This window comes from Haemophilus haemolyticus (assembly GCF_001008275.1).
Lineage (GTDB): Bacteria > Pseudomonadota > Gammaproteobacteria > Enterobacterales > Pasteurellaceae > Haemophilus > Haemophilus haemolyticus_P.
Genome location: NZ_LCTH01000005.1, coordinates 1 through 13,671, shown reverse-complemented (window position 1 = coordinate 13,671; position 13,671 = coordinate 1). Strand labels below are relative to the sequence as shown.

The window sequence follows — 13,671 nt, the reverse complement described above, 5'->3', positions numbered from 1 at the left end:
CTTGTGGCGGGTTTCCTTTATCTATCGAAAAAATTAAAAATTTAATACTTTATCGGCTTCCATTGTCCAATCGGCCAGCTCTGCTAACGTGCCGATTTCCACACCATCCGCCAACGGTAATTCAGTGATACCTCTAGCATTTGTACAGGTTTTACAAAGTTTAATTGTCGCCCCTTGTGCCGTTAAAATTTCCAACATTTGTTGTAAATGATACCCTTCTGCTGGATTTTGTTTTGCTAAACCACCAGTTACCGAATCAGACATTAAAAATACTTTTAAATTAACCGCACTTTTATGCTGCTCTTGTAACTGTAACGCCAAACGTAATGCACTAAAAAAATGCTCGTCACCATAAGGGGATGAGTGGATAATAAATAGAATATTTTGCATACTATTCTCCTTAATTTCATTAATAACCTTGATGATAAATACTTTCCAATAATTTCACTGAAAGTAAGGCGAGATTAAATCGTTGTTCATCTGCCACAGACCAAAATTCTACGCCATTTTCTACCGCACTTATTTGACTTAAATGAAGTTTTACTGATTCTTCGCCATTTTCTTGTTCTCCATTAAGCACAGGCGTAATTAAGGTTTCTTCTAAAGCGATAAGCTCGCTATTTTGAGGCTGATAGTCGAAATCATAATCTGAAAGTGCGGTGACTTTTTGCGCCAATCCATAAAATACAGGCACTTGGATTGCATGGAATGTAGCACGATCTAATTGCGGAAAAATTCGTTGTAATTGATTCGATAAATTAGGTGTTTGATGCGGATAGACATCAAATGCTAAGCGAGTTTCTTCTTCATCCAATGGAATACCATTTAATAAACGGGCTGTTTGTCCCGCAAGTTTAGTCACAGTTTCCGCATCTGTATAAGACGCCGGCAATAAAGAGCTGACAAACACTTGTTTAAGATTAGTCTCATGTAAAATCGGGGCAAGCGTTAAAGCAAGTTGGCTTACTTGTGGATCAGGTAAGCTAACAATGTTACGCTGTCTCAGCTCAAATAGTTGTGATTCATTTATGGTTGGTACAACAACGGGCACATCCGAAAGCGCACTACAAACGCCTAACATATCAATGACAATACAGCCCTGCTCTGCTGCTTGCGCAATATGGGCAACTTGCTCAAGTTTTCCAGCAAAAAAGACATAATTAAAATCAGCCCACTCAACTTCATTTGGAGAAAGTTGTTCAACGCCTTTATTGCGAAAACGAATATTTTGTTCTTCTTCAAAAGGTGTTATTTCAACAATAGAAACTTTACTAATTTCAAGCGCACTTTGTTCTAAACGCTCTACAATTTTTTCACTTAATTCAAATTCTGCTGCTATCGCAATATTTAAGGTTGCGTCCATTTTTCTCTCCGCTGTAAAATAATCGGCATTATTTTACACCAAAACCAGGAACGAAATAATGACACCTGCAATTGATTTACTTAAAAAACAAAAAATTCCTTTTATCTTGCATACTTATGATCATGATCCGAACAACCAACATTTTGGTGATGAAGCCGCAGAAAAATTAGGTATTGATCCTAACCGCTCTTTTAAAACCTTACTTGTGGCGGAAAATGGCGATCAGAAAAAACTCGCTTGCTTTGTTCTTGCAACGGCCAATATGCTGAATTTAAAGAAAGCGGCAAAATCTATCGGTGTTAAAAAAGTGGAAATGGCAGATAAAGATGCGGCGCAAAAAAGTTCAGGCTATCTTGTGGGGGGAATTAGCCCGCTGGGTCAAAAGAAACGCGTTAAAACCGTGATAAATTCAACCGCACTTGAGTTTGAAACGATTTATGTTTCAGGCGGAAAACGTGGGCTAAGTGTAGAAATTGCGCCACAAGATTTAGCAAAAGTATTAGGCGCAGAATTTACTGATATTGTTGATGAATAATTGATGGATTTATAAATTTAAAGGCGGATTCATTCCGCCTTTTTGACTAATTCATCTCTTCCAATAATTTCCCCAATCCACTCTGGCGTCTCACTGTCTGACGAATTGCTGTTTTCCATATTTTTTCATCAGCAAATACAGTAAGTTCTTTTTTCGCACGAGTAACCCCCGTGAAAACTAATTCTCTCGAGAGAACTGGATTCACTTCTGTTGGAAGCACCATGACGGTATGTTCAAATTCGGAACCTTGAGATTTATGAATCGTCATCATAAAAGCGGGCTCATGTGCTGGAATTCGGCTTGTCAGCACTTCTCGATTGCCAAACCATACTTTGCCATTTGCCAAGCACAGTCCAATATCGCCGTTATAAAGGCGAATATTATGATCGTTTTCAGTAATCATAATTGGCTTGCCGATATACCAATCTTGTTCATTACGGAACCAAAGCAATTTTTCCTCTCGCAACGCTAACGCAATTTCTTTATTGAGATTTTCAACACCTAAATTGTTATTACGAAGTGCGGTTAAAAATCTCACAGAATTAAATTGTGCTTGAATAGCCTCGGCATAGGAAATGCCTTGTTCATTTTTAGTGTTAAGATCAATTTTTTGTTTACGTAAATCGCCCAACATTTTTAAGAAAGTGCGGTAATTTTTCACCGCACTTTTCACTACTTGATTCACCGCATTGCTTTCATCATTTAGAGCATTAAAGTGCAATTCTTGTGGATAATGTTCAAATAACTCAAGGCTATCGTCTGCTTTGCCTTTTTGAATAAATCCAGCCAACTTGCCAATACCTGAATCTTTATCAAAACGGCGACTTTCTATTAGATGGCATAAACAATCACGTATTAGATTTGAACAATCAGCACCTTCTACTTTGTAGCCTGTTGTCGCTTGTAAATACGCAGCTTGTTCATCGCTATAAGGTTGATTAACAAATTGTGCCAATTCCCCCAATACTGCCCCCGCCTCAACAGAGGCTAATTGCGCCTGATCGCCTAATAAAATTAATCGGGTTTCGGGCTTTAATGCATTGATAAGTTTTGCCATCATCGGCAAATCAATCATTGATGTTTCATCGACAACTAACACATCTAACTGCAAAGGGTTATGACTGTTATAGCGTGTGTAATCATTAAAGGCATTCACGCCCAGTAAACTATGCAAAGTGCTGGCTTTTTGTGGAATCGCATTGAAAAGTGAATCGGATAAATTCATTTTTTCTTGCATAAAACCTAATGCATTTTTAATAGACTCTTCCAAACGAGATGCAGCCTTGCCAGTCGGCGCAACTAATTTGATATGTAGTTTACAATCAAATAATTCTTGTAGAACGAGCAATAAACGCGTAACTGTGGTGGTTTTTCCTGTTCCTGGGCCGCCTGTAATAATCGAAAATGGACTTTTAATCGCTGTCGCCACTGCCACTTTTTGCCAATCTGTTTTTTCCTGTTTTTTAGGAAAATATTTATCTAATTTTTGACGAATTTCATCATAAGAAAAGGCTAAAGTGCGGTGTTTTTTTAAGGTGTTTTTTATATATTGTGCGATGCGATATTCATCTTGCCAAGCGCGATAGAAATACAACGTTCCAAATTGAAATGCCATTGGCGCAATTTGATTGACGGGATCTTGCGTAAATGCCATATGCCCGCACAACGCATTTTGCCAATCTTCCACAGCTAAATAACCAATCTTTTCACGAATTTCAGCTAAATAATCTTCTTCCGTTGTACGATAAGCCAAGCCAAATAAATTATGTTCTAAATAGCGATCTAATTGGCTGCAAGTATTTCCCTGCGTATAACGCCAGCTACAAAGTGCGGCTAATAATATGGCTAAATTTTTGACTGGTTCCGCATAATCCGTATGACATTGTTTATCAGCTATCAACTTAGCAAAATAATAATCGCCTTGAGAAAGAATGCCCTGCTCTTTAAGTTTGTGTAATACAGATAACATTAAAACACCCCGTCTAATTCTGTGATTAATTCAACGCTTGGACGATCATAAAATACGCCAGATTGTGGCTCACCGTTCATTCCACGTAAGAAAAGATAAAATACCCCACCGAAATCTCGCGCATAATCATAATCAGGCACAACGCTTTGCAAATAACGATGTAATGCCAGCGTATAAATTAAATATTGCCAATCATAGTGACTGTGTAACATTTCTTTTTTCAATGCCTCTTGATTGTAATCAGACAGAGTTGAACCTAAGAAATTAGATTTATAATCAACAAGATAATATTTCCCATTATGGCGGAAAACTAAGTCAATCGAACCTCTCACCATGCCCTGAATTTGTTCAAATTGAAGTGGCTCGCTTGGCAAATAATGATGGGCTTTCAACGCGCGATTAAACGCTTCAACATCAAAATGTTCCCGAATAGCCAGATAAAATGGCATTTCTTTAATGCAATCTTTATTTGTCAAATCAGCTAATGCTATTCCTATTTCATTAGAAAGTGGCGTATGTGAAATCTGTTGTAGCCAATTTTGTAGCGGTTCTGTAAAGGTTTCATCTAACTGTAAGGATTGTCTTAATTTGTCAATTTCTTCTGTATTTGCCAAGTCAGAAAAATAGCAATTTTCAAAATGGCGATGCAATGCCGTCCCGACTTGTTTACCTCGTGGTAAATCTAAAATGTTTGATTCATTTTCGCTTAAAAGTGCGGTGGACATTTCAATAGCATTTTGGCTATCGTAATCTTTTGCGTCATCAAAAACTACGTGTTTTTTCCCCGCACTTTCAGTGAAATAATACTGGCGGCGATGACCTTGTTCAATTGAAGTAAAACTGGTTATTCGCCAATCTTGCTCAATATTGCCCGTAAATTCTGCTGCTTTAAGCTCATCATTTTTTGTATTGGTTGATAAAGCCGGAAAAGCCTCTAGATTTGGCTTAGTACAGATTTCCACATTATCTTGCATTTTTTCTTTAAAGGTTTGCAACAACGTCTCGGTATCTTTAGGCGCTGATAATGCTATTTCCTTGCCTATTTCACCTTGGCTTAATACATAATGTAAGGCATTCCATTTTTTATCAAATTGCGCAGGCAAAGCGAATGCCATTTGATATTTGGCACGGGTTAAAGCCACATAAAGTAAACGTAACTCTTCCGCAAAAGTTTCTTCATAAAGTGCGTTTAAATTACGATTTTCCATATCCCATAAGGTTTCATCTCGTTCTTTAGAATAATAAACATTCATGTCACCAGCCGTTGGAATTTTGCTTGGTACAGCTAAAAATGGTAGCCAAACTAAATCGTATTCTAAGCCTTTGGATTTATGGATACTCACGATTTTTACCAACTGGCGTTCGCTTTCTAAACGAATTTGAGCCTCTTGCCGACCTTCGCCTTGAATTTGTTTTTCAAACCAACTGAGCAATGCCGCTTCACTTTCGTGTAGCGTGGCAGCTTGTTGTAAAATTTCTGCCAAATGTAGGAAATCCGTTAAATCTCGCTCGCCCGTTGCTTGGCTTAATAAGCGTTCTGAAATGCCTTGTTCCAATAAAATTTGGTGGAGCATGACCAATATTCCTTGGCGTTGCCAAGTTTGTTGGTATTGAGCAAAGCTATCTGCCCAACGTTGCCAGTCTGCCTCATTTTGCTGAATTTGATGAATATCCGCTGCATTTAAACCGAAAAGTGCGGTCGCAATCGCATTCAAAATTGGACGTTCAGCAACATTTAGGCAAGCTTTTAAAATTCTTAGTAATTCCACTGCCACATGGCTATCAAAAATACTACTTTGATCTGAAAGATAAACGGAGGCAATACCAAGTTTTTGTAACTCTTGAATAACATCAGCAGCTTCGTAACGATTTTTTACAAGAACAGCAATATTTGCCGGTTGCAATGTTTTACAGGTATCTTCGTTTTGAAAAACTGCCTGATTTTCTGCCGCACTTTTTAGCCAATGTTGAATAGAAATAGCACATATTTTTGCCATTTCAGTTTTATTCACTTTGTCACTTTCAGTTAGATAAAAACGATAAGCAGGTTCGGCTTTACCATTTAAATAAAATCGCAGATGATCATCACGAGAATCAACAGCAGTAAAGTTAATATTTTGATAAATAAATGGCGATTGAGGAAAATCAAACAACGCATTGACGCCATCAACCAAATGCTTCTCTGAACGATAATTTTTAGTGAGTTCAAAGCGAGATTGGGCTTCATCCGATGCTTTTAGATAAGTAAAAATATCTGCGCCACGGAAACGATAAATCGCCTGCTTAGGATCACCAATCATAATAAAACCAGTATTTTTTTCGGGATTATCACGATAAATTTTTGAAAAAATAGCGTACTGTTGTGAATCCGTATCCTGAAATTCATCAATCATCGCAAAAGGATATTGGAAACGAATCATTTCCGCTAATTCATTCCCTTGTGGGCCTTGCAAGGCTTCGCAAAACAAGCGCAATAAATCATCAAAGGATTTTTCTTGATGATTAAGTTTATAATCTAAAAGTTTTTGTTGAAGCCCTTGTCGATAATGATAAAGAATAACTCGACGAAGTAAATCTGGAGACATTAAAGCACTTGCACGTTCTTCTAACTCAGCAAAGATCGGGGCAATAAAGGGGGATGCGCCCTCCTCACCTTTTTCACCTAAAGCTGATTGAGTGAAATACGACATCAAGGTTTCATTCAGTACATAATCACGGGGATCATTTGCCCAGGCGTTTACTTGATCAATCCATTTCGCTAAACGTGATGTATTATAACTTCGACGGCTTAAGGATTTAGGCTCACCTTTTGCATAATCTTTATTCAATTCTTCTGTAATTAATTCAGAAATTTTACCCGCACTTTCTAACCAAAAGCGTTTTAGTGCCTTGATATCTTTAAAATACTTACCAAGATATTGGTGTAAAAATTCTGTGATAGAAATAGATAATGCCTGCTGATTCTCCAAATCAACAATTAAATTTTTGCCTAAATTCGATTCTAATAGGGATAATACGTAATCTGGTGAGCCTAGTTCATTCGCAATAAAATCAGCCATTTCAAAAGGCAATGGATAAAAATTCTCTCTCCAAAATTCATTGGCAAAACGAACCAACAAATCCGATTGATCTTTAATTAATTCTAAATTGAAGTGAATGCCAGAATGGAAAGCATATTGCATCAACATACGGCGACAAAAACCGTGAATGGTATAAATCGCCGCCAAATCCATATTTTGCTCAGCTAATTTTAAGCGATGAATTGCCTCAAAAATGTTCAAATTATCACAAAGTGCGGTAAGAAATTCATCATTTTTAAATGCGGATTTATCTTGGGTTTCTGCAAAAGCAGTGAGTTTATCAATCGCATCTGTTATACGCTCACGAATTTTTTTCTTGAGTTCTTCTGTCGCCATTTCCGTAAAGGTTACCACCAGAATTTCTTCCACATTTAACGGACGAGAAAAGTTATTTTCTCCCGCCTTTAATAAAAGTCGGAGATATAAAGAACCAATAGTATAGGTTTTCCCTGTACCAGCAGATGCTTCGATTAAGCTAATTTGATTTAAAGGCAACGTGATAGGATTGAGTGGGATTGTTTCGGCCATAGATTTTAACAGATGAGAACTAATGGCATTATTTTACAAAATTTGAAGTTAAAAATGCAAAAAAAGGACGCTTTTCAGCGTCCTAATTTAAAAACTATTTCTCTAACTCCCTTAAAGCATCACAAGCATCTTGAACACCGTTATCACAAGCCTTACTGAACCATTCTTTAGCTTTTGAAGGGTTACGTTTTACGCCTTCTCCAATGGAATACTCTATACCCAAAAAAAGTTGAGCCTTTGCATCCCCTTGCTCTGCTGCTTTGCGATACCATTTCACCGCTTCAGCATAATCTTGTTTTACGCCCTTTCCGTCGTAATACATCGCCCCCAAATTAGCTTGACCAGCTGCATTGCCCTGTTCAGCCGCTTTGCGATACCATTTTACCGCTTCAGCATCATCTTGTTTGACGCCTTTGCCCTTGTTATACATCACACCCAAATTAAATTGAGCCTTTGCATGGTCTTGTTCCGCCGATTTTCGATACCATTTCACCGCTTCGGCATTATCTTGTTTAATACCTTGTCCAAGCTGATACATCAGACCCAAATTAAATTGAACAAGTGCATTGCCCTGTTCTGCCAAAGGCAACCAAAGTTTAAAGGCTGTTTGATAATCACGTTTATTGTAGGATTCAACACCTTGTTGAAATTGTTGAAATTGTTGTTCTAGCGTATCTGCCCAAGCCGTAGATTGAACAGAAAAAATAGAAGTAGCTAATAATGCGCTAGTGAGAAGTGTTTTTGTCAGTTTCATAACATACCTATTAATTAACCTTAATTGGAATACCAAACTTTTTTGTTTAGCAAGATGTTTTGTTGTTATCTCTGTAAAGAGATAACAACACCCAGTATACTGGGTGCGAAAAGGTTAAAAATTAAACTTTAAATAACTAACAAAAGTGCCTTTTTCTTATTAATATTTAATCATTTAAAATGATAGAAATAGGCTAAAAAACACACACTGGTTTTAGGAGGACAATTTAGCGAAATTATCAATTTAGAATTTATAGAAAAGATAGACTTATCTATCATAATAATGAAAAAAGGACGCTTTTCAGCGTCCTAATTCTTTATCTAAACTTTAAAAAATTAAAGTGCAGATTTTGCTTTTTCGACTAATGCAGCGAACGCTACTTTGTCGAATACAGCGATATCAGCAAGAATCTTACGGTCGATTTCAACAGATGCTTTTTTCAAGCCGTTGATGAATTTGCTGTAAGATAAACCATTTTGACGCGCTGCAGCGTTGATACGTGCAATCCATAATTGACGGAATTGACGTTTACGTTGACGACGGTCACGATATGCGTATTGACCAGCTTTGATCACCGCTTGGAAAGCAACGCGATACACGCGTGAACGTGCACCATAATAACCTTTAGCAGCCTTAAGAACTTTCTTATGGCGTGCTCTTGCAATAACACCACGTTTTACACGAGCCATTATTTAATCTCCTATGTAATATTTTTCTAAAATGAACTAATCGTACGTTTTGCTTAAATAACGGCTTATGCGTATGGTAAGCAAGCTACTACTAAAACTTGGTCTGCTTTCGCAACCATTGATTTATGACGTAAATGACGTTTACGTTTAGTTGTTTTTTTAGTCAAAATATGACGTAAGTGAGATTGTTTACGCTTGAAACCACCAGAAGCAGTTTTTTTGAAGCGCTTCGCTGCGCCGCGTACTGTTTTGATTTTAGGCATTGTTAAAATAACTCCGCATTTTTCGTTTAAAACAACATAATCAGGCGAACTTAAAAAGTTACTTGGAAGCACTGATCATTTCCATCATAAGGCAAATTAAATTGCCTTTTCAAAAGCAGTTAGGCTGCGTAGTGTGCCCAACATGCAGTTGTCTTTTCATTTAAGTCAAACTTAAACAAAAAGATTTGCTGAGAAATCTCAGCAAAATTCTTATTTTTTCTTCGGTGCTAACACCATTACAGCCTGACGACCTTCTAATTTACCCGGCGCAGATTCAACGACAGAAATTTCAGCTAAATCATTTTTTACGCGCTCTAACACATCAAAACCAATGTCTTGGTGAGCCATTTCACGACCGCGGAAACGCACGGTAATTTTCGCTTTGTCTCCCTCTTCTAAGAAACGGATTAAACTGCGTAATTTAACTTGATAGTCACCTTCGTCTGTGCCTGGACGGAATTTAATTTCCTTAACTTGCACAACTTTTTGTTTTTTCTTTTGTTCTTTAGCGGTTTTACTTTTTTCGTAAAGGAATTTACCGTAGTTCATAATGCGGCAAACCGGCGGCTCTGCATTTGGGCTAATTTCAACAAGATCAAGCTCTGCTTGCTCTGCCATTTCTAGGGCTTGTTGAATAGAAACAATCCCTGCTTGTTCACCATCTTGGTCAATTAAACGAACTTCTTTTACACGAATCTCTTCATTGATACGGTTTGGGCGATTTACTGCCGGCACTTTTTTTACGGTTTTAATAATCGTATTCCTTCTATTGGTTAATAGTAAAAATCTTTTCGCTAAAAATAAAAGATTTCAAATTTGTTGCCCGTAAGTAACGAGCAAAATCCCGCGAATTCTATAGTATTCACACCACTTATGCAACAAAATTTAGCCTTTAAGCGAAATTTCTACGCTTAAACTTTCGCCAAATTCAAGCAAATGATGAATGCGTGCAGTTTCTAAGCACAACATCGTTTGATAGCCAGTTTCACTCATTCCACTCGTCTTTTTATGCCAAGGATTCCAAAGAACAAATTGGCTTGCATTATGATGATGCAGTGCAATTGTACGATTGAAACTTTTATCTACGATTTGATTATGCATTTTTTCTGCGGAATAAATGCAATCAATATTTTCAGAAATGTGACGCGGTGACGGAACCTTTTCTTGTTGTTGGTTTAAGCTATTAAAACAATTTTCAGGTAAACCTTGTACTTCCACTTGATTAATATCCCCAATATTGAAATAGGTATGTAATGCTGCTTGCGCAGGTTCTTCGCCATAATGTGTGAAGGTTAAATGACATTTGTCTGTGAACACCATTACAATTTTAGCTTCGATAATATTTAAATCAGAAAACAACTCAAATTCTAACCGTACTTTATGCGCTGAAATATCGTAATGACTCAACTGCCATAAACGAATACGAGCTGTGCCGTGTGCAGGTTGTTTTACGCCACCAAACCAAGGATAACAAATCGGTACGCCACCACGAATAGCATTACCATTTTCGAATGGTTCTACTTCACTTAACCATAATACATCTTGCTTCGCATTTTGCGGTTTCCAACTTATAAGCTGTGCCCCTTGTAAGGAAATTTTTGCTGTACCAACAGCGTGTTTTAAATGAAGAACTGGAATATCATTATGTTGAACAAGATGAAGTTCTGGTGTCAGTGTTTTTAGTAATGTTGTTTTCATATTTATTCCTATAATTTTAAAGGTTTAGAGATAACAAAGGGCGTATTAGATACGCCCTTAATCTACGACTTTGGTTAAATTTCGTCAATAATTCGATAAACCCAATTTTCCAGTGGGTCATTCAGACGTTTCATCTCTGCGTGCATTTCTTCCAACATCTCTTTTTTGATGCTGTTATATTGTGAATCATAGAATAAATTATGCATTTCTTCTGGATCGTTACGGATGTTGTAAAGTTCACAAACATCAGTCGCATTAAATACGAGTTTGTAATCTTTACGACGCCACATGCGTTGTTCAAAATACACAAAATGCCCTGCTAGCTGACCAAGCACACCTTTTCTTTGGTTATCTTTGTGTTGGCGCATAATTGGGAGAATACTCTGCCCTTCAAAACTTTCAGGTACTTTTTGATTAGCTAAATCAAAAACTGTCGAAGTTAAGTCGTGAAGATAGACAAAGTTATCATCTTCTTGATTTACTCGGTCTGAATTTGGGTCTTTGATAATCATCGGAATGTTATAGGTGGCATCAAACATAAATTCACCTTTTTCAATCATTCGATGAGCACCCATTGCATCCCCATGATCTGCGGTTGCCACCAAGAAAGTACGGTCATAAAGACCATTTTTTTCTAAGTATTCGAATAATTCACCGATCGCATCATCAATTAAGGTGATATACCCCCAGAATTTTGTGATGACCTCTTTCCAATGATCTTCGCTCGCCTCCCACATTCCCCACATTTTTGAAATGGTGCGGAAATGACCTGGTTTGCCCTCTAACGGTTTAAAGAAACTTTTATCAAGTACCACATCTTCTTTTCGATACATGGAATAATAAGGTTCTGGCACGATACAAGGCGTGTGTGGCCCCCAGAAGTTTATCCATGCAAAGAATGGCTTGCCTTCATCTAATGATTCTTGAATATATTTTTTCGCTTCATCAATGATGAAATAAGGGATAGTTTGATTTTTTGTGCCTGAGAGTAAACCGCAAAGTTCTTGTACTCGTAAATGCGGGTTATCACCAAAGTAGGCGCGGCTTACTTCTGGGATTTCATACCCCTTTTCTTCTAACCATTCTTTATAACGATTAGAATGTGTTGGCGGTTGGTTGAAGACTAAATTTTTATATACTCCACTGCCGGGATAGCCATAACCATCAAAGTTATGGCCTTTAATCCCGTAATCTTCGGGTACGGATTTAGTACCAACGTGCCACTTCCCTACAACATAAGTGTTATAGCCAGCTAATTTACCGATATTCGGTTTTTCTTGGCTAATTTCACCTGTACCGCCTTTTTCCCCATTCTTAATAATGCCGTGAGACGACGGCATTAATCCAGTAAAAAGTGAAGTGCGTGCAGGACCGCAAACAGACGCTGGAGTAAAGGCGTTATTAAAGCGAACGCCATCTTTTGCCAAACGATCTAAATTCGGGGTTTTCACAATTTGGTGACCATAAGGCCCCAACATATCTTTACGAATTTGATCCAGTAGAATATAAATAATGTTCATTATTTAGCCTCTTTATCTCGTACAACAAATAACACGATAATTTGTAACACTGCCCATACGCCAAGCACCATTGATGGATTGCCAGATTCTGATGCCATACCAAGTGGTGAAAGGAAAGTGTAAAGCGCAAGTAAACCTAAGATTAAAGATACGCTGGTTACTTTCAAGTATTTCCAGTTAGTTAAATCTACGTTACCTAAGTTTTCTTTGTTTTCAATGTAAGGTTCGCGGCGTAAAAATTGTCCTAAGATGAGCATTAATACGACATCAAATACGAATAATCCGCCCATAACATACACAAAGTTGATTTTGACATTAAACACCCAAACGATGCAGAAGTACAAGATAACGTGAGCAAGTAAAGCAATACGTGCAGCTTTACCAGATACCGTTTTGTTAAACATACCTACGGCAAATAAAGCAACGATTGGAATATTCACAAATCCTGCGAAACGTTTAGTGATTAAGAAAATACCATCTGTACCAAACATGAGTAACGGAGCGAAAATCATAGTAACAATCGCCATAATGGTAGAAACTTTTTTCGCGTAAGAAATTAATTCTTCTTCTGACCGCACTTTTTTGCTGATAGAAGGCAATAAGTCTTTACAGTAAATGGTTGCTGCTGAATTTAAGAATGAGTTAAAGGTACTTAAAATTGCGCCAAATAGTGCAGCAATAAAGAAACCTTGTAACCAATTTGGCAATACTTTGTTTACTAATAATGGATAAGACGCATCAATTGGATTTACGCCTTCACCTAAAATATGGAAACTCAATAAACCAGGAAGGTTTAAAATGATCGGTAAAGTTAATAAGAATAATGCCGCAATCAGAATACCTTTTTGACCTGATTGTAAATCTTTCGCACCTAAGCAACGTTGTACGATCGCTTGGTTTGTTGTCCAATAGAAAAAGTGAACAACCATAATCCCTGTGAAAATCGTTGGCCAAGGAGTGGCATCTGTTTCGCTACCAATCGCATTCCATTTTTCAATGTGCGTTGTTGTGATTGTGTGTAAACCTTCAGAGAAACTGCCATCGCCTAAATACATCAAGGCAAAGAATGGGACAAGCAATGCATCAATGACTAAAATCACTGCATTGATCGTATCTGATACCGCCACCGCTTTCAAACCACCAAAAATCGCATAAATAGCGCCTACAACACCAATAGCAATGACTGTGTAAGTTATAGCTGCCCCATAACTTAAACCAAATGCAGTTTCTAAATTGAAGATTTTATTGAAGGCGATTGCACCAGTGTAAAGT

12 protein-coding genes are annotated in these 13,671 nt (G+C 37.5%); 1 reads left to right on the top strand and 11 read right to left on the bottom strand.

What is annotated here, in order from left to right; all coding sequences use genetic code 11:
• Window positions 1-33: 33 nt before the first annotated feature.
• Window positions 34-390 carry a DsrE/DsrF/TusD sulfur relay family protein gene (locus AAX15_RS00505; RefSeq protein ID WP_046938614.1) on the bottom strand — a complete coding sequence of 119 codons (357 nt, stop codon included), beginning with the start codon at window positions 388-390 and terminating at the stop codon, window positions 34-36.
• 19 nt (window positions 391-409) lie between these two features.
• Window positions 410-1,363, bottom strand: coding sequence for an oxidoreductase (locus tag AAX15_RS00500; protein ID WP_046938613.1), 954 nt, complete (start codon window positions 1,361-1,363; stop codon window positions 410-412).
• A gap of 58 nt (window positions 1,364-1,421) precedes the next feature.
• Between AAX15_RS00500 and ybaK the strand changes: the two genes are divergently transcribed.
• Window positions 1,422-1,898, top strand: a complete 477-nt coding sequence (ybaK, locus tag AAX15_RS00495) for a Cys-tRNA(Pro) deacylase (protein WP_046938612.1) — start codon at window positions 1,422-1,424, stop codon at window positions 1,896-1,898.
• A 46-nt stretch (window positions 1,899-1,944) separates the two neighbouring features.
• Here ybaK and recD read toward each other — a convergent pair whose 3' ends face one another.
• The 9 genes from recD to AAX15_RS00450 all read right to left on the bottom strand — a co-directional run.
• Window positions 1,945-3,867 (bottom strand): exodeoxyribonuclease V subunit alpha, encoded by a 1,923-nt coding sequence (gene recD, locus AAX15_RS00490; protein WP_046938611.1) that lies wholly within the window; start codon window positions 3,865-3,867, stop codon window positions 1,945-1,947.
• Entirely contained in the window at window positions 3,867-7,475 is a 3,609-nt protein-coding gene (gene recB / locus AAX15_RS00485) for an exodeoxyribonuclease V subunit beta (RefSeq protein WP_046938610.1), read from the bottom strand. Before recB ends, recD begins: the two co-directional genes overlap by 1 nt.
• Window positions 7,476-7,569: 94 nt before the next feature.
• The gene (locus AAX15_RS00480) at window positions 7,570-8,229 is read right to left on the bottom strand and encodes a tetratricopeptide repeat protein (protein WP_046938609.1); all 660 of its coding nucleotides are present in this window, start codon (window positions 8,227-8,229) and stop codon (window positions 7,570-7,572) included.
• Between the two features lie 335 nt (window positions 8,230-8,564).
• Window positions 8,565-8,918, bottom strand: a complete 354-nt coding sequence (gene rplT / locus AAX15_RS00475) for a 50S ribosomal protein L20 (RefSeq protein WP_005596075.1) — start codon at window positions 8,916-8,918, stop codon at window positions 8,565-8,567.
• Between the two features lie 65 nt (window positions 8,919-8,983).
• Window positions 8,984-9,181, bottom strand: a complete 198-nt coding sequence (gene rpmI / locus AAX15_RS00470; protein ID WP_005596065.1) for a 50S ribosomal protein L35 — start codon at window positions 9,179-9,181, stop codon at window positions 8,984-8,986.
• A gap of 210 nt (window positions 9,182-9,391) precedes the next feature.
• Complete coding sequence (gene infC, locus AAX15_RS00465) at window positions 9,392-9,916, bottom strand: translation initiation factor IF-3 (RefSeq protein WP_196296036.1); 525 nt, start codon at window positions 9,914-9,916, stop codon at window positions 9,392-9,394.
• Between the two features lie 150 nt (window positions 9,917-10,066).
• Window positions 10,067-10,879 carry a D-hexose-6-phosphate mutarotase gene (locus AAX15_RS00460; protein WP_046938607.1) on the bottom strand — a complete coding sequence of 271 codons (813 nt, stop codon included), beginning with the start codon at window positions 10,877-10,879 and terminating at the stop codon, window positions 10,067-10,069.
• Between the two features lie 74 nt (window positions 10,880-10,953).
• Entirely contained in the window at window positions 10,954-12,399 is a 1,446-nt protein-coding gene (locus tag AAX15_RS00455) for a sulfatase-like hydrolase/transferase (protein ID WP_046938606.1), read from the bottom strand.
• The coding region (locus AAX15_RS00450; protein WP_046938605.1) for a solute:sodium symporter family transporter at window positions 12,399-13,671 on the bottom strand (1,273 nt) is incomplete at its 5' end. The genes AAX15_RS00455 and AAX15_RS00450, both read right to left, overlap by 1 nt.

Bases quoted from the DNA above. Each gene is read 5' to 3' on its own strand.
- AAX15_RS00505 (WP_046938614.1), bottom strand. From the start codon at position 390: ATGCAAAATATTCTATTTATTATCCACTCATCCCCTTATGGTGACGAG.
- AAX15_RS00500 (WP_046938613.1), bottom strand. From the start codon at position 1,363: ATGGACGCAACCTTAAATATTGCGATAGCAGCAGAATTTGAATTAAGT.
- AAX15_RS00460 (WP_046938607.1), bottom strand. From the start codon at position 10,879: ATGAAAACAACATTACTAAAAACACTGACACCAGAACTTCATCTTGTT.
- recB (WP_046938610.1), bottom strand. From the start codon at position 7,475: ATGGCCGAAACAATCCCACTCAATCCTATCACGTTGCCTTTAAATCAA.
- rplT (WP_005596075.1), bottom strand. From the start codon at position 8,918: ATGGCTCGTGTAAAACGTGGTGTTATTGCAAGAGCACGCCATAAGAAA.
- recD (WP_046938611.1), bottom strand. From the start codon at position 3,867: ATGTTATCTGTATTACACAAACTTAAAGAGCAGGGCATTCTTTCTCAA.
- rpmI (WP_005596065.1), bottom strand. From the start codon at position 9,181: ATGCCTAAAATCAAAACAGTACGCGGCGCAGCGAAGCGCTTCAAAAAA.
- AAX15_RS00480 (WP_046938609.1), bottom strand. From the start codon at position 8,229: ATGAAACTGACAAAAACACTTCTCACTAGCGCATTATTAGCTACTTCT.
- ybaK (WP_046938612.1), top strand. From the start codon at position 1,422: ATGACACCTGCAATTGATTTACTTAAAAAACAAAAAATTCCTTTTATC.
- AAX15_RS00455 (WP_046938606.1), bottom strand. From the start codon at position 12,399: ATGAACATTATTTATATTCTACTGGATCAAATTCGTAAAGATATGTTG.